The organism is Paenibacillus sp. 10L310, from assembly GCF_056395745.1.
The window spans coordinates 335,884-362,481 of the sequence record NZ_JBFTKC010000002.1; the positions used below are offsets into that span (position 1 = coordinate 335,884).

Sequence of the window (26,598 nt, forward strand, 5' to 3'; positions counted from 1 at the left end):
TTTAATTTATTTTTATGGGATTCGTTAAAAGCATAAAATTATTAATGAAGCCCTCTTTTTGAAGAAATATGGCTTCCACTTGTTGCGTTTTCAAATCATAGAAATAAATCCCTCTTTCCTGATTTTCGTTTGCTTGTGTATTTTCTCCGAGGAAATAGAAACCCTGCCCGTCTTTGGACAAAAACAATTCACTACTGGCCTTAATGGGAAGGTCAATTTCGTTTCTTTCTCCTGTTTTAATATTAACCATACTATATTTAATTGGATACTTGTTGATATGCTTTGCAGTAGCAATAAGAATTTGGTCTCCCCTTGTTGATAAGGTTAGAATTTGTTCCTCCTCTAGTTCAATAACCTTGCGCGTCTGTTTAGAGATTGGATCTATCTCAATGATCGTATGGTTTGGAGGAACCATCGGAGTTTGCGTTTTATTGGACTCCTCCATATGATTATATTGCTCCTCTTCTGAATATTGGATGGCATAGGATTTTCTTGTTTCTGGATCATAAGAAATATCCCATGTTGTTGTATCCGAATCATTGTCATTCAATATGGTCATGTCTTGAGTTTCTTTATCAAAAAACATAACTTTGACAGGCCGTTCTCCGTTCTTAACAGCAGCCATAACTAATGTATGATCAACGGTATCCGGAATAATCGAATTGATTGCAAATAAGTCGGAGCTTAATTGCTGGGTGATCTGTGTTTTTATATCATAGGAAAACAATTCGTCACCCTTATCTTTTCCAGATCCCGAATAGTAGATGGTGTCTTCTGCTAATGAAGCCACTGTTAAGGGATATTGAGAGTTATAGGGTAAATCAGCTAATTTAGTTAGATTCTTAGTGTGGATATCATATGTGTATACTCTCATTACCATTCCATCATTGGTATCTTTTCCATTAACATACTCGGTGTTTGTAATTGAAAGATATTCATGGGTTTGTGGACCAATGGTTTGCATATCAGTCGGGTTCACTTTTTCAATTGCTTGTTTTTCGGAACTACATCCCCCAATGAAGAGAAGTAGGGTAATTATGACTGAAATAAATTTTATGATTGAAAAATTTTTTTTCATGATTCATCATCCTTTTCATTAAGAAGATACGATAAGGAGGCGAATATATCGCCCCCTTTATAAAAATCTTATAAATTAGAATGTATAGAAGTATCTTCCTTTAAACGATAGGGAGGAAGACCATTTTAGGTCGAAAAGTTCTACTCCAGTTTTCCAAATATCTAATGTCGCGTCTGGAAGCGCTCCATTATCTCTCTTAGTTACATTTGCAAATATATTATTATCCAAATTTCGCGCATCCAAAACTTGCTCATATTTAGGATTATCTATGTCTCCTCTTGTTGCTGCATCACCTTTTTTCAAAGTGTTACTGTTTTCGCCAGTTGTATCAGTAAAATTAGTGAATCGTCCCTCACCAAGAACAGTGCTCGTTGTAATTGTAATTTTATTATTGTTATCTCCATAAGTATAGGTTCCGGTTGCTTTTCTAGTGCCTCTTGGTAGGGCTTTATAAGCAGCTAATGCGAAGTCGTTCCCTTGAGGGAAAACAAACTCCTTTATGTAACCCTCGCCATCGTATATAACTTTCAAACCTGGCTGTGGAAGAGGGTTCTCAACTTTATATACAGGCAAATTTTTCGCTTCTTCTTTAATTTTTTCAATGAATTCTTCTTCAATTTTTAATTTATCAAGATCTATTTTTTGTGTGACACTCTTTGTTGTTTGACCTTGATAGACGGAAGGGATATTTACTGGTTCACCCTTTTCCAAAATAACCATCTGATTAGATCCGTCATACTCTAATATTGTTCCCGCCTGCATTCTGGTAGGAATTATACTAACTGACTCTTCTGAATAAGCGAAAGAAGCGACACTACCAACAAATAAGGATGCTGTAACTAATAAAGCTGAAACCACTTTTTTCATTTTTATATCTCCCTCTCAATTTTTAAATATATTTGAAAGCTGGCCAGCTATTCAAAACTCTATATTATGGTAAATAAGTATTTATATGGAATACAATATACTCTTTTACAAATTAAGTCAATAAATAAAATGTTAATTATTTGATTGGACAAAAGAACTTATACCGAGTTAACAAGCCGCTATATTAACGACCTTTAGTGGGTGATTATTTTGACTAACAAAAACCTCCTGCCCACGCTACCGTGAACAGAAGGTTTCTATAATTATCATATTCAAAAATCAACTCACCGTAACGCATACCCTTGTGTAACAATCTTGTACCCCGATACCGTCTGGCTATGCCCCTCCAACTTGCCCTTAACCCGTTCCAGCACATCGCTCTCATAAACGGAGGCAGTTTCGAATCCAGTTTGCACGTTCAACTCAACGGGTTCGGAGTTTAGATTATACCAGCGAGCAATCAAATCTCCGGTTTCCTCTGCGATCTTCAATGTGGAGAAGGCTAGTGACGAACCTTGTGCATTCCATGCCAGCCATCGCTTCGACAGAGGCAGTTCAACCTTATGCCCATCGGCACCGGCATGACTTTCTCGCTCAAATGTATACGCAAGTGCCCCTTGCTGTACAGTCGTCCACGGAATCGGATACACGTATGCGGATGCACATGCACCTGACTGTGCGGCATCGCCCGCAAATGGAATGATTGCATATTCCACGCTCTGAGGTCCCAGACATTGGGCTTCCGGTGTTTCAAACACACCCCAATCTCCCAACTCCGAAGAGGCACGCAGCAGCGTAACCGCAATCGTACTGCCCTCTTCATGCTGTAAAATCTCGTATTCATTCAGCCCTTTGTTTGCAATCATCAAGCCATGATCGCCATCGGTCACATGTACAAATGCCTGCTGATGTTGCGCATTACTCGGATTCACCCATTCTTTGGCCGGTGTATTGGAACGTTTGGCAATTTCAAAGATGGAATCTGCATAATGATCCTCTGTCACCAGTCCTGATGGAAAGAGTGCGCGCAGTCGATGATCCTTGGCCTGATTGTTAAAGTCAGATTTTACCTTGACCATATTACTGCCTGCTTCCAACGTATACTTTGTCGTAATCACAAGCGGAACGGTTTTCTCAACTCGCTGCGCCTTCCGTTCTGTAAAAGGAACCATTTGGCGCTTCTCCAGCTCGAACAGTTCATCTGCTCCAGCAGGAATATCCCAGAGTAATACACTTTCCATGACCACCCGATACGGAGATTGCTCCACAATCTGCAGGTCTGCCTTCAGATGCTCCGTGGTCAGCGTTGTCTCTCCCTCGGGTTGACGGTAGACATATTCATTGCCGATATCACCGGTATTCTCATATGAATTCAATCCCTGGTATACAGCACCTGAGACCTTATCTTCAATCGTTGCCGTACCATTCTCTTCAACCGTCACCCGCAATTGACCGTTCTCCATCATCATTCCCTGAACCTGGATGAGTTCACTCTTATCGGGCACTTCAGCAATCTCTGCTTGCTTCTCGACTGGAATGAGAGCATACGTCTTATATCCCAGCGAAGGTACATCCACCACCTGGAAAGTCACTCTTACTTTACGAGCCATATAAGGCTGTCGGAAACGATCCTTCGGAAGTTCATAGCCAAAATGCGCACCCAGATCCTTGATTTCTGCCGAGTATGTGCGTCCATCCGAATCGACCAGCTGATACACTGGCAGTGCATCTTTCTCCACCTTCTGCGCAAGCGCCTGAGGGTTAGGACCTTCCGGGAAAAATGCTTTGTCCACAATCAGGTCCATCTCAATGATTCCATTTCGATTCCAACCACTCGTGTTGAACACGGTAAACGGCACCGCTTCCTCTCCCCAAGCCTCAGCAGGTTGCACATGAATGGACTCAGCAATCGCCTGCGCACTCTGGGAAACCAACTTCTCTGCAAGTTGTCTGCTCTTGGCAAAGCGGGTCACCATCTCACGGTGAACCTCATCGACACTGCACCCACAGATGCTATCATGCGGGTGGTTCTGCATCAGCATCTTCCATGCATGTGACAACAGATGGTGCGGATAATCCTTTACCCCAGCTATATGGGCCATGGCGGCGAGTGGTTCGGCTACTTTTTCAAGCAACATCTGCCCCTGCTGATTCAACTGTTTCAGATAAACCCTGGCAGATGCCGTATTCACCAGTGTTCCCCAACCATCCGTATGCTGACTGCGAAGCTCGCCCTCAATGGTCGCCAGATGCTCAGGCACTTCCTTCGTAACCGCCTCAATGTAATCGTCAAAATTGGAGTGGATAAATTCTACATCAGGATACAACGCAGCCGCCGTACGTAAAGCCTCGGGCAGATCCGTCTGGATCGGCTGATGATCACAACCATTCATGAACAACAGATGTGGAGTCGAGGCAAACTTCTCGGCATCCGCCAGATTTTTATCCCAATAGGCTCGGGCTTTCTCCGAATCAACCGGAACCTCCATCCCATTGCAGTACCAATTCGCGAACAAAATGCCGAGCACTTCCGAACCATCCGGCGAACGCCAGATCATCTCGGAATAGGGAGATTCGTAACTATCCGCATCAACCACGGCATTATTGAATCCGGTAGGCTTTACCCCGCGTCCAAAGATCGCGTTATGAATATCCGCCTGTTGCAGAATCTGCGGTGCTTGTCCCATATTTCCAAACGAGTCTGGGAAGTATCCCGTCTTGGATACCACACCCAAGGGTCGAGCATCACGATGACCGATGAGCAGATTACGCAAGTTGGCCTCGCTGCTGGTCAGAAACTCATCCTGTAACACATACCATGGACCAAAATGAATGCGTCCTTCACGAATATAACGGTCGAGCCTCTCCTGCTGTTCGGGCCGAACCTGCAAATAATCTTCACGAATAATCGTCTGCCCATCCAGATGGAAATAGCGATATTCCGGGTCCTGATCAAGCGTGTCCAGCAGTTTATCCATCAGCTCAATGAGCAGTACATGATGGTGTTCATAAGGCATATACCATTCGCGGTCCCAATGGGTATGCGAGATGAGATGTGCCATCTTTTTGGTTGTCATGTTGCGTACCTCCTGTCATTAACCTTTGGTTGCTCCGCCCATGCTGAATCCTTTGGACATGTAACGCTGGGAGAAGATATATAGCACAACCGAAGGCATTGTATAAAGTAGTGAAAATGCAGCCAACCTGCCGTATTCAACCATACCGTGGCTGCCGAAAAATTGATAAATCGTGACCGATGCCGGAAGTTTCTCCGGTGTCTGGAGCAGGATGTATGGCACGAAGAAGTTGCCCCAACTTCCCGAAAAAGTAAATATCGCAATCGTTGCAATACCAGGCAACATCAATGGCGCCACGATTCGTCTCAAACTACTCCACACGGACGCTCCGTCAATCCATGCCGATTCTTCCAAATCGATTGGCACCGAATCCATAAAGTTTTTCATCATCCAGATGCCGTAAGGAAGTGAAGATGCAGTCAGGAACAGCATCGTGGCAATGATGCTGTTTTGCATTTTGAAGAACAGAAACATTTGAAATACCGGAACCATCACGGCAGTAATCGGAAGAGCTGTCATGAACAAAATGGATAACAGGAAGCTTTTTTTGAATCTCATTTCATAACGGGATAATGGATAAGCAGCAAGAACCGATACCAGAACAACCAATATCGCTTGCCCTCCCGACAGAATCAGGCCTACACCGAATGAACGAAGATTGCTCGAATCCCCGAGTACATCCTTGAAATTTTGAATGGTCCAGGTACTGGGCATTTTGATGCCCTGTTGCGCATTCGGGTCAAATGAAGCCAAAATGATCCAGAGCAGCGGCAATAAAAAACAGAGTCCTAGAAAGACTAGAATCCCGTACTGGATTTTGCGTTGAAGCCCATGTTTGACCATAGGGATCGAACCTCCTTCATGGTTACACTTTCACTTTCATGGATCGCATGTAGAACAGGCTGGCGATAATACCGATGAACAACAGAACCAGAGATATGGCTGTGCCGTATCCAAACTGATAGTTCACAAAGGCCTGATTGTACATGAAGATCGGCAAGGTTTGTGTCGAAGTACCCGGGCCACCACCGGTCATTGTATAGATCAGCGTGAACACACCCAGTGTCTGTAGAGTAACCAACATCATGTTGGTCACGATGGACCCTTTTACCATTGGAATCGTAATGTGTCTGACAATCTGGAACCCGGTGGCACTATCAATAATCGCAGCTTCTTCAACTTCCTTCGGGATATCATCCAGTGCCGACTGATAGACCATCATCGAAAAGGCTGTGCCGTGCCAGATATTCGCGATAATGACACTCACCATAGGGAAACTGAACAACCAGGAGACCGGATTCGCTCCAAACCAGCCGAGGATCTGATTCAATGAACCATTGTCACTGAAAAAGGCGACCATACAGAATGCCACGACAATCTCGGGTGTCACCCAACCGGCAATGACGATGATGCCGATGACCCGGCGGAACGTCACATTTTTCTCCTTCATTAGAAGGGCCAGAATGAATCCAAGCAATACCTGACCAATCACTGCGGAGAAGATGAGAAAGACCAGCGTATGCCAGACACTAATCCGGAAGTCCGGATCATGGAACATATTAATGAAATTCTGGAATCCGACAAACTCCAAACTCTTGGCTGCCGCCCCAGTCAGAGCCATATTCGTAAAGGCAAAACAGATCGTCAGAATGATGGGAACAATGAAAAACACAAGTAATAACAGTACGGAAGGCATGAGAAACAGAAATGAACCTGGTGCTTTCCTTTTCATAAGTCACTCTCCATTCGAACCGGAAAAAGGGGAGATTGTGCCTCCCCCTCCGAATATATCGATATCCTTATTTCTCTTCGATGCTGTCCGCGCCAAGGGAACGGGATACGTTGTCCTTCAATTGTGTAACTCCCTCTTCCGGCGTCAGCTTGCCAGAGGCAATACTCTCAACAATGCTTTGCAATTGTGCGGATACCGCTGCATATTGATCGTTCGCTGGACGGAAGTGAGCCACATTCAAAAGTTCCTGTGCTTCTTTTGTATATGGACGATCCGTATAACCTTCAACTTCTGTGGAATCATTACGTGGGCTGAGGCTGCCTTCCGCTACTACGCGTGCAGTCGCATTTTCCTTATTCATCAGAAACTCGATAAATTTCCAAGCTTCTTCCTTGTTCTTCGCCTGTGCAGGAACAGACCAGGCCCATCCTCCAGACATCGTAGTCGCTCCAGGTTCTTCCCCATTTTGTGTTGGGAATGGTGCAAAACCTATTTTTTCTTCAACGTTGGCGATTGGAGCAGCACCGTTCTCGGCCCATGTCGAACCTGCCCAGCTACCATCTACAGCCATCGCCAGTTTGTCTTGCGGGAACTGTTGCTGGAATGCAATACTGCCAGCTTGTCCATTCAGGGCAACCTGCATGGTTGGACCTGTTTTATCCGTGTTAAAAACTTGATCTATGAATTTGAAGGAATCCAGTAGCCCCGGGCTGTTCACGACCCATTTCTTGCTGGTGTCGTTATACAGCGTGTCCGTCGTACCATAGAGCAGCATTTCCAGTGTTTGCATGGTGACACCTTCACCGTTTGCTTTGCCCACGATCATATTAAGTGGCGTCACACCCGGCAGTTTTTGCTTGATCGTACGTGCTGCTTCAAGTACTTCTGCCCAACTTGCAGGTTTGAACGGAACTTCAAGTCCCGCCTGTTGAAACAGTTCCTTGTTGTACCAGATTCCGCGTGTATCCGAGGTAGCCGGAACGCCGTACACCTTGCCGTCTTCACCTGTAACTCCTGCCTTCAGGTTGTCGATGATGTGTTCTTCCCAATCGGACCATCCCTGAACCTGTGAATCCAGCGGCTCCAGATATCCCGCAGCAGCATCGGATTTGATGATCGACGTATCTTCAGCAATGACATCTGGCGCCGTATCCGGGGATTTCATTTGCAGAACCATTTTGGACGTATAATCGCCTTCACTTGCCAGTACAGGCGCAATGTTGATTTTGATATCCGGGTTTTCTTTCTCGAATTGATCCACCAAGCCTGATTGGAAGAATTTCGTAAGTGTATCTTCAGATCCTGAAGAACGGAACGATACAGTTACTTCCTTCTTGCCGTCACTGGTTGTGCCTGTGCTTGAGCTTCCGCCCGAACAGGCTGTAGTAAGAATGAGCAAGGATGTCATAACTGCTGCTACCGGCATTTTCAATGATATTTTTCTCATGATTCGCTCTCCTCTTGTCGGAATTCAACGAACTCCGAACGTTATGATGTACTCGCAGGTTATCTCTTGCTTCCCTATCTATTTCTGTACGCGGAATCCGCAATAATCCATAATCAGTTCACTAAAGAGCATGTTGGACCATGAAAACCATGGACGTGTATATTCATGTGGATTGTTGGCCGAAAAACCTTCATGGGTCAGTCCGGTATCCGCATCCGTCTTATGGATGAGCTGAAGCAATCGTAGTTTTTCATTGCGATCCTCTGTAGTCAGCCCCTGCATCGATAAAGCGATATGCCAGATGTACCCTTCCGGTGTATGCGGACTACCGATTCCCGCTGCTGCTGTTCCCTCATAAAAATACGGGTTGTGCGTGGATAAAATGAAACGGCGTGTATTCTGATACACCTCGTCGTTCTCCTCCACATATCCGAGATAAGGTAAAGACAGCAGGCTCGGCACATTGGCATCATCCATCAGATTGTGATTGCCTTTCCCATCCGTTTCGTACGCATATATGGTTCCATATTCCGGATGTTCAACGGTGCCATAATCCTGAATACCTTTGTTGATCTGTTCCTCCAACTGCTGAGCATTCGCTGCCAGCGTTTCATCCTCGAACACAGCTTCAGCAATTTCCTGTAGATATCGAAGCGCCACAACAGCGAACATATTGGAAGGAATCAGATAACCATATTCACATCGATCGTCACTGGGACGGAATCCCGACCAGGTCATGCCTGTGTAAGCTGTTTCAGTACCTCGTCCCTCTCGGGTGAGCGTATCGGTTTCGGGAGCATCCAGACGTTGGAATGTGTAGGGTGATTTCGTCTCATGATGCTGTTCCACTTGCCATAACTGCATGATGATCTGGGCTGCTTTACGGAACGTATCATTGAATTGAGTTGTTCTTCCCGTGTTCTTCCACAAGAGATAACTGAGCTGAATCGGATAAGCCAGTGAGTCGATCTCATACTTCCGTTCCCAGATCCAATCATTCATCTGCGTCAGGTCTTCCTGATGTCCTTTTCCACTCTCCGTCTCATTAAAAGCGTTTGCATAAGGGTCCAGGAGAATATATTTCAGTTGACGTTCAACCAGTCCAGCGATCATGTCAGCGATATCTTCATCCTCTGAAGCGAGAACCAGATAAGGTCTGACCTGAGCGGCAGAATCACGTAACCACATGGCAGGGATATCTCCCGTAATCACAAAAGTTGTTCCATCTTCTTTGCGCTGAATTGTGGTTGCCATCGTATTGGTAAAACAATTTTTAAACATTTGGTTGAGTTCCGGATAATCCGGCATACGTTTGTTAACCTGATCAATCATGTCGTATATCGAGGGGGAAATTTCTTGATCATCTCTGGGTGTCAGCATGTTGTCCTCCTTATGTAATCCAGTTTGTTAACCGCTTTCATCATCCTAAAACGAATATAATGTTATGTCAATATATTTATTTGTATATTAGCATGTTATTTTAATTTGAAGACACCAAATAATATACCATTTAAAGCAATTCTCCCCATTTTATCCGCACCAAAAAGAGGCCTCGTTTATACGAAGCCCCTGATTGAACACAATGAATATTAAGTTGTTATAATTAACCCTTTTGTTTCACCATACTCGTTGACTTACCCTTCACCAATCGGGCAGGTAAAACAACTCTGTTCACTGTCATTTCGTTGTTCTGCATACTTTGAAGCACCATCTCGAATGCCTGTTTTCCCATATCAAACTGGCTTTGTCTCATATGGGTTACACGGCTTCCTTCGGCAGCATTTGGACTGTCAAAGCAAATGATGGACATATCTTCTGGAATTCTCAGACCAAGCCGATCCGCTGCCTGTTCTGCAAGTAAAGCAATATGATACTCCGCAGCAAAGAGTGCAGTAATCTGGGGGTATTTCTGTAAATGTTCCACCAGTGTCTCCACATCACGGACCTCGACTTGAGGATCAAACACACTTGGCAGTGTCGAAAGAAAAGATTCTAACCACAGTTCCCTGTTCACCAGAACTCCTTGATCATTGTGAGCCTCAATAATGCCTTCAATTCGTTCTTCAATGGGTGTAGTGTTCGCCGGAGGCTGCGTCAGAAAAGCGATGTGTCGGTGACCGAGATCGAACAAATAATTCATCCCTTCTCGCGCCGCGCCTACATTATCCGTACTGACAGATGAAGCCGGAATGCCTTTCAAGTACCGGTCAATCAGGACAAACGGGAATTTGTTAACGACCAGTTTAAGAATCTCATCGCTGAAATATTCACCCTGTGCCGGGAAAATAATCAATCCGTCCACACCCAGTTCCAGCAATTCCTGAATGCTCTGTTCCTCCTGTTCGGGAATCCCGAAGGAGCGTCTAAGTACGAGAAAACAATCATGCTCTCGTGAAGCTTCTTCCATCCCATATAACAGTTCTGTACCATACATGTCACTGAAATTAGTAATGACCAGACCAATGAGCAGCTTCTTCTCTGGATCTTTAACCGAAGCACGCGGAGCAGGTCTGTTAGGTCTTTCCTGTAACATATCTGCCGTATCAGCAACAAAAGAACCCCGTCCCGGCTGACGAACAATTAATTGTTCACTTGCCAGCATCTCAAGCGCTTTTTTAGTTGTAATCCGGCTAACTCCGAATTCATCACATAATTCCTTTTCCGAAGGAACACGCTCACCCACTTGATATTGATGAAGCTGTATCCGTTCGCGCAAGGATTCAAAGATCTGTTCATACATCGGCTTGGATGCCGAGTCTTTCCCCAATACAAGCACCTCCATAAATACCCATACTTCTCATGTTCTACATCCTAATATATCATGTTATATCATTAATGTGAAGAAAGGAGACAACTCACCTGCTGTCATATGAGAGCAAAAGAAAAAGCATCCCGATGGATGCTTCATTAATCTTAGGCGTCAGTTGTGAATCGAGACAACAAAAAGCCGACAAGCCCTGATACCTCGGCTTATCGGCTTCTTGCTTAGATGGTCAAAACGTAGTTAACATCCATGTCACACTTTGCATAATTAAGGTTGAAGACCCTCAGCGGACGATGGACCCACTTCCGTTTCAGTCTCTTCAGGGCTCGAATCTGGTTCTGGAACTGGTTGTTCTTGTGCTGCGCTGACGAACAATCGTCCAGCTGCTTCCGCCTCTACTTTGTTGCCTGCTGCATCCTGAGCTCGAATCACAATGACTCCACCATCCAGAACAAGGGATGAAGGTGTTGTGTACGTACCCGTGTAACGACCAGGTTCAGTCTCTACCAATGGAATCTCTCCTGCCCCTTGGGCATCCAGATTCAAAGGTAACTGAATACGGAAAGATGCTTGCAGACCAGGTTTACTATCAAATGAAACGGTAACACTCTCCCCTGATGTGATTCGAACATCCTCAGCCGGAGTAATATTCGTAAGTTCTGGCAACGCCGTTTCCACATAGACGGTGCGGGTTACGGTTGTTTTGTTACCAGCGATATCGGTTGCTGTAATGGTAATTGTGTTCTCGCCTTCATTGACCAATACACGGTGACTGAAACTTCTGTCTTTACCCACTTGTACGGTTTGTCCGTTAACGGTTACCTTATCGAGGAATTGTTCCACGACATTACCCGTTACGTGAACCACTTCTGCATTGATGCGATCCCCCTGAACTGGCGTAAGAATCGTCAATTGTGGTTTGGTCTGATCCAGAATAATGACTACGGGGAGTGAACGGTCCGTTGTTTTACCGTCTACAACTGCCTCCGCAGTAATCGCATTAATGCCAGAACGGAGCTTCACACCATATGAGAACTTCCCATTTGCCACCGTTGTAGTGCCAGCCAGATCCTTGCCATTGTAGATCTTGATCTGAGCTCCAGATGCCGGAGACGTTCCCGACACGGTGAAGGTTGATTGATTCGTATACGTGTTTGCAGGTGCTGTGAGCACAGGTGCATTTACCGGATATCTCACAACTGCACGAATCATGTAGTTACCTTCTTCATCAGGTGAAGTACTCCACGCTCCACCTACTCGCTGCCAGCTTCGACCTGCATTTGGACCATCCTCATCGGTAGCGAGTCCCGGAGCGCTAGTTCCAGCTAAACTCTGTACATACACGATATAGAAATCACCCGTTACAATGACCGGTTCCGGGAATTCAACAGTTGTCCATTGATCGTTACGAAGTGCAGTACCGTCAAATGGTCCAGCCAGTTGTCGTCCCGGAGCTCCGCCCGCACCCGAAGCATCATATACGGCATATTGGAACGCTGTGCCTCCAGGTACAGGCCATTCGGTGTTCCAGAATCGGAACGATGCACCTGTCAGTTGAGCGGTCTCCAGCTCTGGTGTCATTCGAACTGCCCAAGCGTTATCCGCAGCATTAAAAGCTCGTGCGTTCTCTGCTGTTCCATCATCATAAGCAATTTCTCCAGGGAAACCGATGAACGGCTTCAAGGCAACATTTGCCTCTGCTGTCCCATTACCAGGTACAGTCACAGTAACGGTTTTACTGTAATAATCAGCAGCCCGGATGGACAGGGTATAACTTCCTTCCAATACCTGAATATCGAAGCTGCCATCTGAACCTGTGCGAACTTCACCTACATTGGCATCTTCCACCACGAGAACGGAAGCGTCAGCCAGTGGTTGTCCTGTCCGCTCATCCGTTACTACACCTTCAATCTGTCCATGCGGGATTGCCTCCAGATTAAAGTTGGCTTTGGCTCCATTGCCATCTGTAATCGTCACCTGTTGAGTTTGAGGATAATAGCCATATGCTTCAGCTTTTAACGTGTAATCACCTGCTACGTGTGTGAAGTTATACTTGCCTGTAGCTGGATCTGTCTTCACCGAACGTCCGGTTTCCAGTACGGTAACCGTTGCACTTGCAGGCAGGCTTTGTGGATTAACCGAACCTGTTTCTGGTTTTTCAACTTCCGGTTGTGGCTGTTTCGTTTTGTTAAATTCCGCTTTGTCTGTCCGCGAAATTTTGTACCATGGATTATCATAGGACGGTTTCGGTTTGTCATTGTTAAGCACAACCGCACTGTCCTCCGTTACCGTCTCCGCAGCAACTCCCAGTACACGGAAATCATCAATGAACCAGCCTGTCTTCACAACACTGTTATCTGAGGTCAGGCGGAATCGGAATTGAACTTCATTACCGGTAAGTGCATCCAGATCATAAAATACGGGTGTCCATTGTTTACCGTTTGTACTATGTGAGAATTTGCCCAGTTCTGACCATGTGGTTCCACCATCCTTGGTGACTTCCACATACCCGTAGTCGTATCCACTCTCAATCTCGTACCAATGATTAAACGTGAGTGTTCCTTCGGACACATCCGTCAAATCAATGACCGGAGATACGAGTGAATAGTTGGAGCCACTCTCGTACGTATTGTCGAGATCAGTCGCCCAGACATTCGGTGGAGAAACCGCGCTGGCAGGTCCCGTTACCGGAATACCGCGTTCCCACTCATCTTTGGTTCCTGAATGAGTCCAGCCGTTATCATCACTGCCATCGAAATGATCGATGTAGATATCCTGAGGCACCTCTACGGTAATGGAGACCTCATTCGATTTGTCGCTTTCATTGCCACTATAATCAAGTGCGGCAACGGTATAATAATACGTCGAATCTGTCACCGTAGCCGTATCTGTAAACGTTGTTCCTGTTGCAGTTCCAATGGATTCATAACCTGCACCTGCGGTTGTGGAGCGATATACGATATAGGATTCGAGATCCTCATCGCTCGGACCCGTCCAGCTCAAAGCTACATTACCAAGAATATCGGCCGTCGCAGACAATCCGGCAGGAGCGCCCGGAGCAATCTCATCCAACTCTTCTACAGCGAAATCATCAATGTACCAGCCAGCCTTTTGCAATGAATTATCGCTCGTCAGATTGAACTTGATGAACACCTGCTGTCCCGCGTATTCACGAAGATCCACATATTGTGTCTTCCAATTGCCACCTGTACCCGTGAAGGTTAACAGCTCTTCGAACACATAATCGCTATCCTCGGAAGCGATGTATACCTTGCCGAAGTCGATGTTATTCTCCAAGTCATACCAGTGCTTGAAGGATAATAACGCCCCTTCTGGACTCTCGGTTAGATCAATAGGCGGCGCAAGCAGATATGCATTGCTATTCGCCACATAAGTTCCTTGCAGATTGGTTGCAATCACCTTGTCACCGGAGTATGCACTTCCAGGACCACTGCTTGGTGCTCCCCATACCCAGGTACTTCCGGTTCCGCCAGTCGTGAAGCCCAGCTGATCTTCTTCAAAATCCTGAAGGTATCCTGGCTTCACACCATTGGACACAGCCACTTTATATACCTGACTTTCGAATCCGTTGTTGCCGTAATCATTCACGCGGATATAATACTCCACACCTTGCGGTTCAATAAGAAAAGCAGGGATTGTCGCTGTATACGTCCCATCTTTGTTATCTCCAGAAATCCGGTTCATCGGCAGATAGACGTACTGGTTGGTACCTGTCGTTTTGGCAAAAGCCTCGACGGAGACTACCGCGACGTTATCTGTCACATGAGCGGTTAATGGTATATCAATGCCTGTAAAGGCTGAATTGACAGGGGTATGTGCCAGTACTGGCTCTTCCAGATCATCTCCGGCTGTAACCACTCTGCCGGATACTGTGCCAATTCCTTCGAGTACAGAACCCACAGCATCAAGGGCATTAATAATGCCGTGACCGTAGCCGTTATTAGGAGAGGTCGGATACTGACTATCCGTTCTCGGCGTGGCTGTATCTGTAATGATCTGCTCCAGCTGATCCACCGTAAGGGAATGATTGGCCTGAAGCAGCAGTGCAGCAAGTGCAGTTGTATGCGGGCCTGCCATGGATGTTCCGTTCCAGCCTCCCTCATATACTCCGCCCGGAACTGATGAACGGATATTCACACCAGGTGCAGATACTTCCGGTTTGATCTCACCATACGGGGATGGGCCCAGCAGGGAGAACGAAGCCAGATTTCCGTTGATATCGGTTGCTCCTGTAGCAAAACTTTCAGGATAGTTGGCTGGGTTAGCAACAGAACCAGGTCCGCCCGGGTTACCCAGTCTCACATTTCCTGCGGAGAATTCCGGGAAAATCTGAGCATCACGCCAAGCTTGGACCATAGGACGGAACCATTCATCCAATCCTGCGCCTCCGCCCCACGAGTTGTTAACAACATCCGGTGCAAGTTCAGGATGCAGATTACCTTCCGCATCCACCGGAGCGATCAACCATTGTCCGCCATCCAGAATAATGGCATCTGTTGTTTCCGGATTGAATATCCGCACACCAATCCATTTTGCACCGGGAGCAACCCCGATCTGGTTGGTACCATCTGCTTCGGAGCCAACCATCGTACCCATCGTGTGCGTACCATGTCCGTCTTCGTCCGCAGGGAGGGAAGCATTACTGTGCGGATCATACCAGCTCAGTTCGGGATCAACGATATTGCCCGAGGCATCCAATCCCCGCCATTTGCTGCGAAGCGCAGGGTGAGTATAATCCACACCGCTGTCCAGATTGGCAACAACAATCCCTGTTCCATCGATGCCCCGATCCCACACGGCTGGCGCATTGATGTAATCCAAGTTCCATTCCACGTTCTCTGTCGCAAGCTTGTCCTTTGCAGCAGGCTCTTTGTCTTTGTCTTTGACACCGACTGAAGAGTCTTTAGCTGGCGTTTGGACAGCATCTTTGCCTGGTGCCGCATTCGCCGGTTCTTTACTCACTTCGGCTTTCTGTAAGTATCTCGTCTCATTCGGTAGAATCTTCTCCACCTCAGGCAGCAGCGCAATCTGTTCCATGACTTCTTTGGTACTCGTTACTGCCAGTGAATTGACGATAAAATAGCTTTTATATTCTTTGACCTTACCCAGGTCAACTTCCTTTTCCAGATAAGTTTCCAATGGATATTGTGTACGCGAGGCCGTTTCCCGCAGAGAGCTGACGACCGAATTACGAACGGACAGCTTTGTGGCTGAAGCCGTTTGTTTGGCGATGGTCGCCTTTTCAAGGGCCTGTTTGGAGACTGCTGCTGTATCCACCTGTTCCTTCATTTTCACCAGATAGGTCACATATTCACTACCATCAAATTCTTTGGTCAACTTGGCGTTTACTTTGGACTCCGTAACTTTGGCAAGTCCTGATTTCATATCCAATTTGGATGATGTGGAGTTTTCAGCTGAAACCGGATGAATGATCGAAAATGCAAGGAGAAGCGAGAGCCCCATGGAGATGGGCTTGCGTAACCGATTAATCTTTATCAAACTTTTCCACTCCTTTTACCCGGTTTTTTAATTTAGTCTGGTACATATGCCCTTCTCTACAGAATGAAACGGTAAATAACCTTTATTGCGTACGAAATAGATACCCTGGATTTCACATAAAGCCTCACCTCCTTTACAGGTCTGGTTAGGGAACAATATGAGTCAGAAGAGATAACAGATCAGTCTATGATTTTTTACTTGGAAGTTTAGGAGATTGAATGAATCGGATTAAACCATGTAAGTGAATAGTTTGGGTGATTGAATAATGCAATGAGAGTGAATGTCTATAAGCATTCATGTGGAAGGGTAATCTGGAGCGTTAGCAGAACGCTTGCTAAGGAGTGGTGGATATGACTTTCGATCGTGATTCGAGTGAGTAGTTAAACATTTTAATTACATATAATAGTCGATTAGGAATTTAATTGGATTTTATTGGTATAGTATAAAATCATTATTCGATATATACAAGCACTTTATTGAAAAATATAGAAAATAAGTCTATTTAATGCTTTTATGTGTCTCATGTCGCTTACGTATTCATACTCTCATTTCGCATTTATGTATTTCATTTCGCTTAATCAACAAATGTAGTAGTTCTATGAAACTACGACTTGATGTTCAAGGTTACTATTCAAACAAAGTGGCAAAGCAGAGGCTCATCCTACTGTGTCAATTTTCGTTTATGGCGTGTTCGAATCGTGTATTCCCTCTCCGTAATCGTCTGAGCTTATAAATGTTAATTTGTGAACTATATATGAATAAAGTATATATTTAACAAAAATAGTACAGAAAATCATGAAAACTGTATTGTATATATTTGGAATTAAATGTAGGATTATCTTGTAACATACATTTGGCGCCAGATCAACCTCACTCTCATCCTAGGAAATGACTGTGAGGAAAGCTACTGCTCTATTGATCTTTTGTCTTTTTGTGAACAGTACGAACTCTAATCTAATTTAAATTTTATATACCAAAAGGAGATGTTTGATTGTGAAAAAATATCAAAAAACAGCAATTGCAGCTCTTTCTTCCATGGCGATGCTTTTAGCATCTGTTCCAGCGGTATTCGCTGATGAAGCTCTTACGCTAACTAACCCTTCCTCCCAGGAAGTTCAGACACAACAACAGTCCCAAGCACAAGAAATTAATATTTTTGCCCCAAATCCCTTAAGAGAATATTTCAATGGTGGATATAGTACCGATATTTACTTGAGTGGAAAAGTCACCTTTAGGTTTAACCCTCTTACAACAGGGGAATATGTGTTTAAAGTTGAAGATATGAGTGGAACCCTGAAGGGAGATGGAAGAGTAATCGTGTCTGATTATGGAACGAAAAGCATCACTCTTGAGAACTTGTATGGTTATCATAAAATTGTAGCTTACTCACCCAATGGTTATGGTGGAAGCTATGACATTTACTACTAATGATTGGTAGTAATAGATATCACAATTATTTATAAAAAGTTCTAACCCCATGGCTCATATGAGTCATGGGGTTACTTTATGATTTTTATAGAAACGATTGAGTCGGCCTCAGATCAAAATTTATATCTCATCATGTAATGTTCACGCCGCCACTTGCATACCCGACAACCGTATTCACAAGTGTGAGTCCGGCTGCCGTTGCCGAGAACACCAGCAGCAGACGTGTCTGTGCAGTAACAGGTATAGTCAATCCGGTTGTTATGCCATTGGAGATACTACCCAATGCAATAATACCGGTGAGTGGAGGTGCCAGTGTAACGACCGCCCCCGGAACCGCAGTAAATGCATTATCAGGAGTAGGTGAACTGAATAATTGCGCAGTGATGGTCACCGTTGAACCAACCAAGGCCAAGGCTGCTGTGGTACTGAAATAGGCAGCAATCGAAGTTATAACACCATCCCGTGGAACAGAGAACGCAAAGTTAATGAGTGGTCCGACAATCGTTCCCGTTAAATCAATCGTGCCACCCAGAATGCTGACTCCTGTTGCCGAGCTGCCGAAACCGATAAGGCTTGTCGTTCCAACCAGTCCACCAAGAATCGTTGTTAATATGGCAGGTCCGCCAGAAGCAAACGGTATAATGGCTCCAGAACCCGTAGCCCCAGTAACACCAGTGCTGCCAGTTACTCCCGCAATCCCAGTTGCACCGGTCGCCCCGGTTACCCCTGCAATTCCGGCTGCACCCGTATCTCCTGTCACACCTGTTGCCCCGGTAGCCCCGGTGACTCCCGCAAGTCCAGCTGCACCCGTAGCCCCGGTGACTCCGGTGGCTCCTGCTACGCCAGGATCACCTGTCGCTCCTGTAACGCCAGCTACCCCAACAGCTCCTGTACTCCCCGTTGCACCTGTCGCTCCTGTTGCGCCACCTGCTGGGCCTGCCGCACCCGTTGCTCCAGTAACACCTGTTGCACCTGCTGGTCCCTGGGCACCAGCACCTCCCGGTGTACCAGCTGGACCTACACCACCCTGAGCACCAGCAGCGCCAGCCGGGCCTTGTGGACCAGGTACGCCCTGAGGACCCGCTGGTCCTGCAGGTCCTGCCGGACCTTGACTGCCTATGTTTCTAAGCCCTGTTGTGATTGCCAATTCGGTCGCCCGGATCAAAATGACCAGTTGATCTTTCTCAGCCGAATCGATATTCCCCTGTAAAATGACAGATAGGAGCACATCCAGCAATTGTTGCAAATTGGTTCCCACACTGATCGGAGAAAATGGAACGGCCTCTGCAGATACAATGGTAAGCTCCAAGATCGCTTCGAGATCTGCCTTGGTTCCCTTTTTCAAATCCGAGCAATGAACCAGAGCCAGTAATTTACGCAGTACCTCAATCAGAAGTGAAACATTGTGAGGCGTGGGATTGGCAAAAACCTGTACAATTGCTCCCTTCAACTCACCAATTAATTTGAGAAGGAATTCGGCTTCTTTGTCAAAACACTTATGATGGTGGTTATTGTGATGATGATTGTGGTGGTTATGATGGTGCTCGTGATGGTGTTCTTTGTGCTGCTCTTGGGGATGGTCACAGTCCTCAGCTTTTTTTTTCTTAAATCCGCTCCAACCATATCTGATGCGTTTCTTTGGTTTCATCTTTTTGCAGATCCTCCTTAGTGAGTCTCAATTAATCCATTACAGGCGAACATCACTGGTTTGATGATATCAGTATATTAGCAAGCAAGAATTTCGTGATTATTATATAAGTAAATTTCCGAATTACAGTTTTCAGCTTGGAGGAACCTCCATTATCATGGAGAGGATTTTGCATGGAAGTCAGCCCTATGTATAGCCCAACCAAAAGAGCGCTATCCGATGAGTACAATACCCCTGGATGCGCCCTTTTTATATTTACAGTATTTATTTATCTTTGTTGATTAGTCCAATTTAATTTTGAAAACAATAGGCGCATTACTTTTCACAGTTGTCGTTGTGATCGTCAGTGCGTCCGCTGTTCTCTCCCATTTTGGCTGTTCTTCATAGCCAAGTACCTGAATATCTTGAATGACCCCTTGAAAATGATGAGAATTTTCCTTCAGGGATTTAATCTGCACCACCCCGTTATCTGGATAGGCAAGAACTGTGGCATACAGATCGCTTTCTTTTAACGTAAAACGTATATCTTCACTCGTAAATATCTTCGTATCCCCATCCGTGAATTGCCCTTCCTTCACCTCTGTCGGACCCTCGCCAAACGTACGCCAGAATGACGTGTCATAGATCGCTTCCCCATTCACTTCCAGCCACTTGCCAATGCTCAGCAAAATCTCACGATCTTCTTCCGGTATGCTGCCGTCTGCTTTGGGCCCAATGTTCAGCAGTAAATTTCCGTTTTTGCTTACAATATCGACGAGATCCCGAATGATCTCTTCAGCCGTTTTATAGTTATTATTTTCCGTATAACACCATGAGTTTTTAGCGACAGCTGTATCCGTTTGCCAAAAATAGGGCTTGAGCTCAGCGAACTGTCCCCGCTCCACATCCGGAACGGCACTCCCAAACATGTAGGCCTCATGTTTATAATTGATAGCTACAGGCACGCCCCACTCTTCGCCTTTGTTATAATAATAGGCAGCAAATTTTTTAAGATAGGGTTTGAACGCAACCGTTTGAATCCACCAATCAAAATAAAAGACCTTTGGCTGATATTGATCGACCAGTTCACAGCAGCGAATCAACCAGTCCTCCAGATACTCCTCGGTTGGAGGTGAGTCATACAAGTCGAAGTGATCCTTGGGTTCAGGCATGGCAGGCCAATAGAAATCCCCACGCTCCAGGGGTTCCTTAATATCTGAATCAAACTCCTTCCCGTGAGACATGAAGAACCAGTGCTCGGCGCGGTGAGACGACACGCATAATGTCAGCCCCTGCTTCTCGTATGCAACCTTCATCTCACCCAGAAGATCCCGTTTGGGGCCCATTTCATATGTGTTATAGTGAGAGATAGAGCTTTTATACATCTGAAAACCGTCATGGTGCTCAGCCACAGGCATAACATATCTCGCTCCAGCCTGTTTGAATAACGTTGCCCATTCGTCTGCATCGAACTTCTCTGCACGAAACATCGGAATGAAGTCTTTATATCCAAAGTCCTTATGAGGTCCATACACCTCAAGGTGATGTTCATAAGCTTTGGTGCCTTGTATGTACATATTTCGCGAATACCATTCGCTATCATAGGCCGGTACAGAATATAGCCCCCAGTGAATGAATATGCCGAATTTCGCTTTTGGGTACCATTCAGGAACTTGGAAGGCGCTAAGCGAACTCCAGTTGTCCTTGAATTTACCGCTCTCAATCGTTGCTTCAATATGTTGCAAATATTCGTTTTTGTCCATGAGATGTTCTCATCCCTTCTGTTATTGTCTGTAGTTGTATTGTAGTGCTACGGCCGAAAGATAGACATGCAGAACACTAACTTTTAGATGGACAATAATAACCTTGTATGGAGATGAAAAGTATGAATCACCAAACTTTGCTTACGAACTACCTGTCCAATCTCCAAGTCGAATTATTCATGGTCAATTACAATCGGTGCGATACGGATTGGCGGGATCTGGATTACACGCCCGATTACAGCAAGTTTTATTTCATATGCGAAGGTGAAGGTTGGCTCAAAATTGGGGATGAGGAGTATTATCCTGCGCCTAATCAGCTTATTTTAATGCCAGAGGGGATCCAACAGTCTTACTCTGCCATTAATGAAAGTCCTTTTCTCAAATATTGGTGTCACTTTAGCGCGAAGGTTGGGGGAATCAATCTGTTCCAAATTCTGAAATTCCCACACATCTGTACGATAGATCAACCTGAGTTGATTCAAGCAATCTTCAGCAGTATCCTTACATATGCAAAATCCGACGAAGTCTATGGCCATATGATAGCCAAGAGCAAACTAACCGAGCTACTGTCCCACTATATAATGAATCTGGATCTGGATCAGATCTCTTTTATTAACGTGCCTGTCATGGAGAAACTGTCCACTATTCTGGCTTATATTGATTCCAACATCGAAGAGAATATTTCGGTTCAGGATCTGGCCCAGATCGCCTACATGCATCCAAATTATTTCATTCGATTCTTCAAGCAGCAGATCGGTGTTCCTCCGATCCTCTATATTACTGGCAAAAAAATCGATAAGGCCAAGGAGTTGCTGGCGTGCACCCCGAACACAATAACCACCATCGCCGAGCATCTCGGTTTCAGTGATTTGTATTATTTCTCCAGACAGTTCAAAAAGCATACAGGGTTAACTCCAACGGAGTACCGCAAACAAAAAACGGGAATTACAACGAAACATGGTCTATAAATAAACTCAAAGCAAAGAGAGAGTTCCCTCATTCGGAACTCCCTCCTATAGACTTGTTTCTGTTCGATTCATGCTGAGTCACTTTCTTGAGTTCGCTCAAATAAGCATAACCATAGTTTTGATCCGGCTCAAGATATGCCCCTTCCGCCCACTCGTTCCAGGCATTAACAAAAAGATATTCACTTTTGTACAGCGTCCTCGCTCGTTCCATCTGTCTGGACAGATACAGCCCAAACTTCTCTGGGGTGGCCCCAAGCGTACTCTGTCCGTCAACACCTCTCCGCGGTGTATTATCCCAATTGACAAAAGCACCTGGATAGACAATTTCTCCGTTACGGTGTGGTGTTCGTTCGAGAATGGAGGACCATACCTTGTCGTAATTCACAGCAATATGCTGCTGTCCCTTGATGTTCATTTCGATCCAGATTCCATTCATATGTCCATGTGCAAACGTATAATGCGGTTCAAATTCCATACTCGCATCAAAGATCTGACCATTAAATGTAGGGAATCCACCAATGGTCTGCACAAAATGAATCCCTTTCAGGCCATGCTTCAAAGCCAATTCACGCCAAAACTGAATCATTTCCTCACATTGCGGAATACTGGCTGGTCGATAGATCAGAAATAATGGCTTACCTTCCACTCGAATATATCGTTTGTCCTTAAATACTTTTACCAGATAATTAAAATGTTCTTCCCAATCCTCTCGATCCCCATAGTTCTGGGCCATGAGAATATCGGATTCTTGCCCATCCCATTTTCTTGTCCATGTCTCATTGGCCCAGGACAAGCAAAAAGGAAAATCAGGCTCCCCACTATCCAAAATTTCATTCACCGGTTTTTCCAGCAAACGCTTGCCTTTGAACCAATAATGATAATAACAAAATCCATAAATGCCATGCTGTTTAGCCGTTTCCGCTTGCCATTTTCGTACATCTGGATCGGAAAGGTCATAATATTTCCCCTGAAATGGCTGTTTAGGCTGATGATGACCCGAATATAAAGGCGCGGCTTTTTTTACATTGGTCCATTCGGTAAAACCGTCCCCCCACCATCGGTCGTTCTCCTCAATCCGGTGAAATTGGGGCAGATGCAGAGCAATTACCTTCAATCAGAACTCCTCCAATGCAGCAACATGATGCAGCCTACGCTCCTGTGATTTTTGGGATGATTTATATGAAAATGATATCCAGCAGTCGCAATGTTTTTTGTAGATGGGATTGATTATATTTCATGTATGCCAGAGCATGGCTAGCGGCCAGTCTCCTTGCATCAACACTCTGCCAGTAATGTTCAAACTTCTGGGTGAGTTCTTCACAAGAGTTGTATTGTTGAAAGTTACTAAGGTCAATCACGTTGCTCTGATTCACAGATGGTCCTATGAGTTGAAACGTCCCACATGCGGCAATTTCCATCACGTTTTTGATTGATTCGCCACGATGAATAACCAGTTTGCTTCCGTTATATAACATCTGACGAGCTTCATTCGTATGAACAGGATTGAAATCCCCGATCTGTGCCCAACCCTTTCCATCTACCCGAACCTTTTTGTTATCCAAAAGACCCGATTTGGCAACAGCGGTGACGATGTCATCCGGTTCTGCATCCCCGATGATATAAACATCCGATTCGTACTCCGGGGGAACAGCTTGCGGACAGAATATATGTGGATCAGGCGGCATGAACAGTTCATGACTACCAGTGCTTCCCATATGATGCTGATCATCGCTTATTTGGGTTGAATGTTGTGTAAACACGTGATTAAAAATCGGTAGAATAGTTTCGCTTTGGTTCACTTGTTGATCGGCAGACAACCAGATGGCCTTTTTCACGGTGGATGTCCTTAATGCTGTAATATTCTCATCCGGCAAGTTTTCTCCGCTTCCGATAACCATAATCAGGTCAACATCATTAGAAGACAAGCAGGCTGACACGGATTCGATATATTTAATCTCATTCACATTTCTCACGAGATGTTTCAGACTCTGTTCAATCAGGACGCAATGTGATGACATTTCTCGGTCATTACAAGGAGTGATAAGAAGCACATTTAACTCCTTATAGATCACTTTTGGTACTTCTCGGGTAGGTATGCTTCCCACCTGCATCATTTTCAGCCATTGCTGATTCAGTTCCAATTGCTGTACTTCCATATGTTTACGCATGGATTTGAGTTTCCTGTTCAGAACCACATTCATCTGTCTCAGGAATAACCGGTTCGCATCATGAACTGAACGTTTCTTTTTTGTGGACTTAACCTGCGTTCTTGACTTCTTTTGGATAACAAACCCTCCTGTTCCATGCGAAAACATTCTCTGCCTACAATATGCACGAAATAGTGTTTCGCTAACTCTTTTTGTGCAAAAGGGGCTTTATCCCAAGTATATAATGTGTGGCCACCCGGATCATTCCAGATCTTGTCCTCATAGAATATAAGAATACTATATAGGAGATGATATCTTTGCCAACTTTTGATAGCATCCTTGTCACCGGTAATCAGACCATTAACCAAGATCTGCAAGTTAATGGTAATCAAACCGTTGGTGTCGATCTAAACGTCAATGGCAGTCAGACCATAACAGGCAGCCTTCAAATCAACGCCAGCTCCTCGATTGTCAACCATTTGGGTGTAGGCGGAGTGATTGAAGCTGGAGATAGCGTTAAGGCCGCTACACAATTAATGGCACTTAATCAACCTACTCTTCCAGTCTCCCTCCCCGTTTTGCAACAATTCAGATATTACAATCCTGGTGTTGCAGGTCAACCCGGTCTGGTCTTAACAGGGACTGCTGGCAATCAATATATACTGTTCGTTGATGAAAGTAGCGGGACACCCCATCTCGCCATTCAACCCGTATAAGATAACCCTGAATCAGATGAGTTTCACCAAAAGAAGCGATATCCGTGTACACTCCGGATATCGCTTCTTTTGGTTTCTTTTTTGATGAAGCCTGGTTATAACTCCATCCTTTTATAAATCTGTGATCAATACGGACATGACACTCTTGCTTTCCAGCTGGAACTTCATCAATACATCGTCGCGCAGCTTTACCTGTATGTTGCCCGTTTTCTCCTCATCATTGAAGAGGACTAAAGCTACGGAACCATCGGCATTTTTAAAAGCCACAGAACAAATTCCATCACCACAGGATGTTGATTCGATCCGAACAGCCTTCGGGCGGATCACAGCACTGAAATGAGCCAGAGCATAATAATCAAGTGTATACGTAAGTTCCTTTGTTTGCTGATTCACCTGTACGATCCCACGACACGTACTGCGGCCAAATCCCGGAACGGTTGGCCCGTTGTTCTCGTCAAGTGCCATATTCCAAAGTACAAAGGACTTGCTGTAATTGCGAAGAATCTGAATTCCCGTTCGCATCACATTTGAGAAGGCTTGCTCAAATGGCGGAATCCACTCTCCACCCGAACCTTCAGTGAAATGCACTTCTTTACTTGCAAAAGCTTCATAAACCTTCGTTTGAGCAGAAGCATCGCCCCCGTACCAATGCCAGGCTACGCCATCCACTTCCTCTCCCGCTTGTTCAAGTACAGTCAGGGGATAGTCCGGTTGATCCCAGTTGTGATCGTAACAGAGAATTTTGGTTGAAATATCGTTGTTAACAAAGGCTGGTTTGAGATGATTTTTGATAAAATCTGCTTGGGCCTCGGCTGGCATCAACATACCAGGATAGTGCCCGGGTTCATAAAGCGCCTCATTCTGTGGTGTAATGGCATGAATCGGTAATCCATGCTTGCCATAGGCTTGAATGTATTTCACGAAATATTCAGCATAAACGGGATACCATTCAGCCTTTAATTGTCCGGTAATCATCGATCCGCTCGTTTTCATCCATCCCGGTGCACTCCATGGTGAAGCAAACAGCTTCAGTTCAGGATTCAATGCCAACGCCTTTTGCGTTAGAGGAATAACGTCCTCTTCATCATGTGTAATGCTGAATTGGGTTAATTTCGGGTCTACCTTCTGTTCTGGCATATCGTTATAACTGTATATCGTTCTCGCATAGTCCGAAGCTCCCATCGGATTTCGGATGACCGAGAGCCCAATCCCTTTCTCTGGATGGAACAGCCGGGTCATAACCTCTTCCCGCTGCTCCTCACTCAAGATTTGGTTGATCAAATAGGCAGATGAATCGGTAAAAGAAGCACCAAATCCGTCCATCTCCTGATACGTTAACTGATCATCCAGATGGATGGTCGTTGTCTCCTTATCAGCATCTAGTGGTTTCAATTGCTCTTGGGATAGAGATAAAAATAAATCTCCTTCACCCGTAGATTTGTACATTTTGAATGTAGTCATAGG

17 protein-coding genes are annotated in these 26,598 nt (G+C 45.2%); 3 read left to right on the forward strand and 14 right to left on the reverse strand.

Going from position 1 to position 26,598, the window contains the following annotated elements; translation table 11 throughout:
* Window position 1: 1 nt before the first annotated feature.
* The 9 genes from AC1DE7_RS07105 to AC1DE7_RS07145 form a co-directional block, all read right to left on the reverse strand.
* Window positions 2-1,078 (reverse strand): hypothetical protein, encoded by a 1,077-nt coding sequence (locus tag AC1DE7_RS07105; protein WP_477534012.1) that lies wholly within the window; start codon window positions 1,076-1,078, stop codon window positions 2-4.
* A gap of 75 nt (window positions 1,079-1,153) precedes the next feature.
* Window positions 1,154-1,945, reverse strand: a complete 792-nt coding sequence (locus AC1DE7_RS07110) for a hypothetical protein (RefSeq protein ID WP_074094931.1) — start codon at window positions 1,943-1,945, stop codon at window positions 1,154-1,156.
* Between the two features lie 284 nt (window positions 1,946-2,229).
* Window positions 2,230-5,022, reverse strand: a complete 2,793-nt coding sequence (locus tag AC1DE7_RS07115; protein ID WP_477534013.1) for an alpha-mannosidase — start codon at window positions 5,020-5,022, stop codon at window positions 2,230-2,232.
* Window positions 5,023-5,040: 18 nt separating this feature from the next.
* Entirely contained in the window at window positions 5,041-5,865 is an 825-nt protein-coding gene (locus AC1DE7_RS07120) for a carbohydrate ABC transporter permease (protein ID WP_036608291.1), read from the reverse strand.
* A gap of 22 nt (window positions 5,866-5,887) precedes the next feature.
* Window positions 5,888-6,754 (reverse strand): carbohydrate ABC transporter permease, encoded by an 867-nt coding sequence (locus AC1DE7_RS07125; protein ID WP_477534014.1) that lies wholly within the window; start codon window positions 6,752-6,754, stop codon window positions 5,888-5,890.
* A gap of 67 nt (window positions 6,755-6,821) precedes the next feature.
* Window positions 6,822-8,201, reverse strand: a complete 1,380-nt coding sequence (locus AC1DE7_RS07130; protein WP_315372530.1) for an extracellular solute-binding protein — start codon at window positions 8,199-8,201, stop codon at window positions 6,822-6,824.
* Window positions 8,202-8,279: 78 nt separating this feature from the next.
* Window positions 8,280-9,581, reverse strand: a complete 1,302-nt coding sequence (locus AC1DE7_RS07135) for a glycoside hydrolase family 125 protein (RefSeq protein WP_282321549.1) — start codon at window positions 9,579-9,581, stop codon at window positions 8,280-8,282.
* Window positions 9,582-9,804: 223 nt separating this feature from the next.
* Window positions 9,805-10,977, reverse strand: coding sequence for a GntR family transcriptional regulator (locus AC1DE7_RS07140; RefSeq protein ID WP_477534172.1), 1,173 nt, complete (start codon window positions 10,975-10,977; stop codon window positions 9,805-9,807).
* Between the two features lie 255 nt (window positions 10,978-11,232).
* The gene (locus tag AC1DE7_RS07145; RefSeq protein ID WP_477534015.1) at window positions 11,233-16,485 is read right to left on the reverse strand and encodes a S8 family serine peptidase; all 5,253 of its coding nucleotides are present in this window, start codon (window positions 16,483-16,485) and stop codon (window positions 11,233-11,235) included.
* A 993-nt stretch (window positions 16,486-17,478) separates the two neighbouring features.
* On the opposite strand from AC1DE7_RS07145, the gene AC1DE7_RS07150 reads away from it, so the two are divergent.
* Complete coding sequence (locus AC1DE7_RS07150; protein ID WP_127545860.1) at window positions 17,479-17,913, forward strand: hypothetical protein; 435 nt, start codon at window positions 17,479-17,481, stop codon at window positions 17,911-17,913.
* Window positions 17,914-18,043: 130 nt separating this feature from the next.
* Here AC1DE7_RS07150 and AC1DE7_RS07155 read toward each other — a convergent pair whose 3' ends face one another.
* Both AC1DE7_RS07155 and AC1DE7_RS07160 read right to left on the reverse strand, forming a co-directional pair.
* Window positions 18,044-19,561, reverse strand: coding sequence for an exosporium glycoprotein BclB-related protein (locus AC1DE7_RS07155; RefSeq protein ID WP_477534016.1), 1,518 nt, complete (start codon window positions 19,559-19,561; stop codon window positions 18,044-18,046).
* A 281-nt stretch (window positions 19,562-19,842) separates the two neighbouring features.
* Entirely contained in the window at window positions 19,843-21,303 is a 1,461-nt protein-coding gene (locus tag AC1DE7_RS07160; RefSeq protein WP_477534017.1) for an alpha-L-fucosidase, read from the reverse strand.
* Between the two features lie 122 nt (window positions 21,304-21,425).
* Here AC1DE7_RS07160 and AC1DE7_RS07165 point away from each other — a divergent pair, with 122 nt between their 5' ends.
* Window positions 21,426-22,271 carry an AraC family transcriptional regulator gene (locus AC1DE7_RS07165; RefSeq protein ID WP_477534018.1) on the forward strand — a complete coding sequence of 282 codons (846 nt, stop codon included), beginning with the start codon at window positions 21,426-21,428 and terminating at the stop codon, window positions 22,269-22,271.
* A 28-nt stretch (window positions 22,272-22,299) separates the two neighbouring features.
* On the opposite strand, the gene AC1DE7_RS07170 is transcribed toward AC1DE7_RS07165, so the two are convergent.
* The gene (locus tag AC1DE7_RS07170) at window positions 22,300-23,385 is read right to left on the reverse strand and encodes a glycosyltransferase WbsX family protein (RefSeq protein WP_051447075.1); all 1,086 of its coding nucleotides are present in this window, start codon (window positions 23,383-23,385) and stop codon (window positions 22,300-22,302) included.
* Window positions 23,386-23,446: 61 nt separating this feature from the next.
* Window positions 23,447-24,439, reverse strand: a complete 993-nt coding sequence (locus AC1DE7_RS07175) for a CgeB family protein (protein WP_477534019.1) — start codon at window positions 24,437-24,439, stop codon at window positions 23,447-23,449.
* Between the two features lie 287 nt (window positions 24,440-24,726).
* Between AC1DE7_RS07175 and AC1DE7_RS07180 the strand changes: the two genes are divergently transcribed.
* Window positions 24,727-25,134 carry a hypothetical protein gene (locus AC1DE7_RS07180; RefSeq protein WP_235193806.1) on the forward strand — a complete coding sequence of 136 codons (408 nt, stop codon included), beginning with the start codon at window positions 24,727-24,729 and terminating at the stop codon, window positions 25,132-25,134.
* Between the two features lie 111 nt (window positions 25,135-25,245).
* Here the strand turns inward: AC1DE7_RS07180 and AC1DE7_RS07185 are convergent, their stop codons facing one another.
* Window positions 25,246-26,595, reverse strand: a complete 1,350-nt coding sequence (locus AC1DE7_RS07185) for a glycoside hydrolase family 30 protein (protein ID WP_477534020.1) — start codon at window positions 26,593-26,595, stop codon at window positions 25,246-25,248.
* Window positions 26,596-26,598: the final 3 nt, after the last annotated feature.

Bases quoted from the DNA above. Each gene is read 5' to 3' on its own strand.
- AC1DE7_RS07105 (WP_477534012.1), bottom strand. From the start codon at position 1,078: ATGAAAAAAAATTTTTCAATCATAAAATTTATTTCAGTCATAATTACC.
- AC1DE7_RS07110 (WP_074094931.1), bottom strand. From the start codon at position 1,945: ATGAAAAAAGTGGTTTCAGCTTTATTAGTTACAGCATCCTTATTTGTT.
- AC1DE7_RS07115 (WP_477534013.1), bottom strand. From the start codon at position 5,022: ATGACAACCAAAAAGATGGCACATCTCATCTCGCATACCCATTGGGAC.
- AC1DE7_RS07120 (WP_036608291.1), bottom strand. From the start codon at position 5,865: ATGGTCAAACATGGGCTTCAACGCAAAATCCAGTACGGGATTCTAGTC.
- AC1DE7_RS07125 (WP_477534014.1), bottom strand. From the start codon at position 6,754: ATGAAAAGGAAAGCACCAGGTTCATTTCTGTTTCTCATGCCTTCCGTA.
- AC1DE7_RS07130 (WP_315372530.1), bottom strand. From the start codon at position 8,201: ATGAGAAAAATATCATTGAAAATGCCGGTAGCAGCAGTTATGACATCC.
- AC1DE7_RS07135 (WP_282321549.1), bottom strand. From the start codon at position 9,581: ATGCTGACACCCAGAGATGATCAAGAAATTTCCCCCTCGATATACGAC.
- AC1DE7_RS07155 (WP_477534016.1), bottom strand. From the start codon at position 19,561: ATGAAACCAAAGAAACGCATCAGATATGGTTGGAGCGGATTTAAGAAA.
- AC1DE7_RS07160 (WP_477534017.1), bottom strand. From the start codon at position 21,303: ATGGACAAAAACGAATATTTGCAACATATTGAAGCAACGATTGAGAGC.
- AC1DE7_RS07165 (WP_477534018.1), top strand. From the start codon at position 21,426: ATGAATCACCAAACTTTGCTTACGAACTACCTGTCCAATCTCCAAGTC.
- AC1DE7_RS07175 (WP_477534019.1), bottom strand. From the start codon at position 24,439: ATGCGTAAACATATGGAAGTACAGCAATTGGAACTGAATCAGCAATGG.
- AC1DE7_RS07180 (WP_235193806.1), top strand. From the start codon at position 24,727: ATGATATCTTTGCCAACTTTTGATAGCATCCTTGTCACCGGTAATCAG.
- AC1DE7_RS07185 (WP_477534020.1), bottom strand. From the start codon at position 26,595: ATGACTACATTCAAAATGTACAAATCTACGGGTGAAGGAGATTTATTT.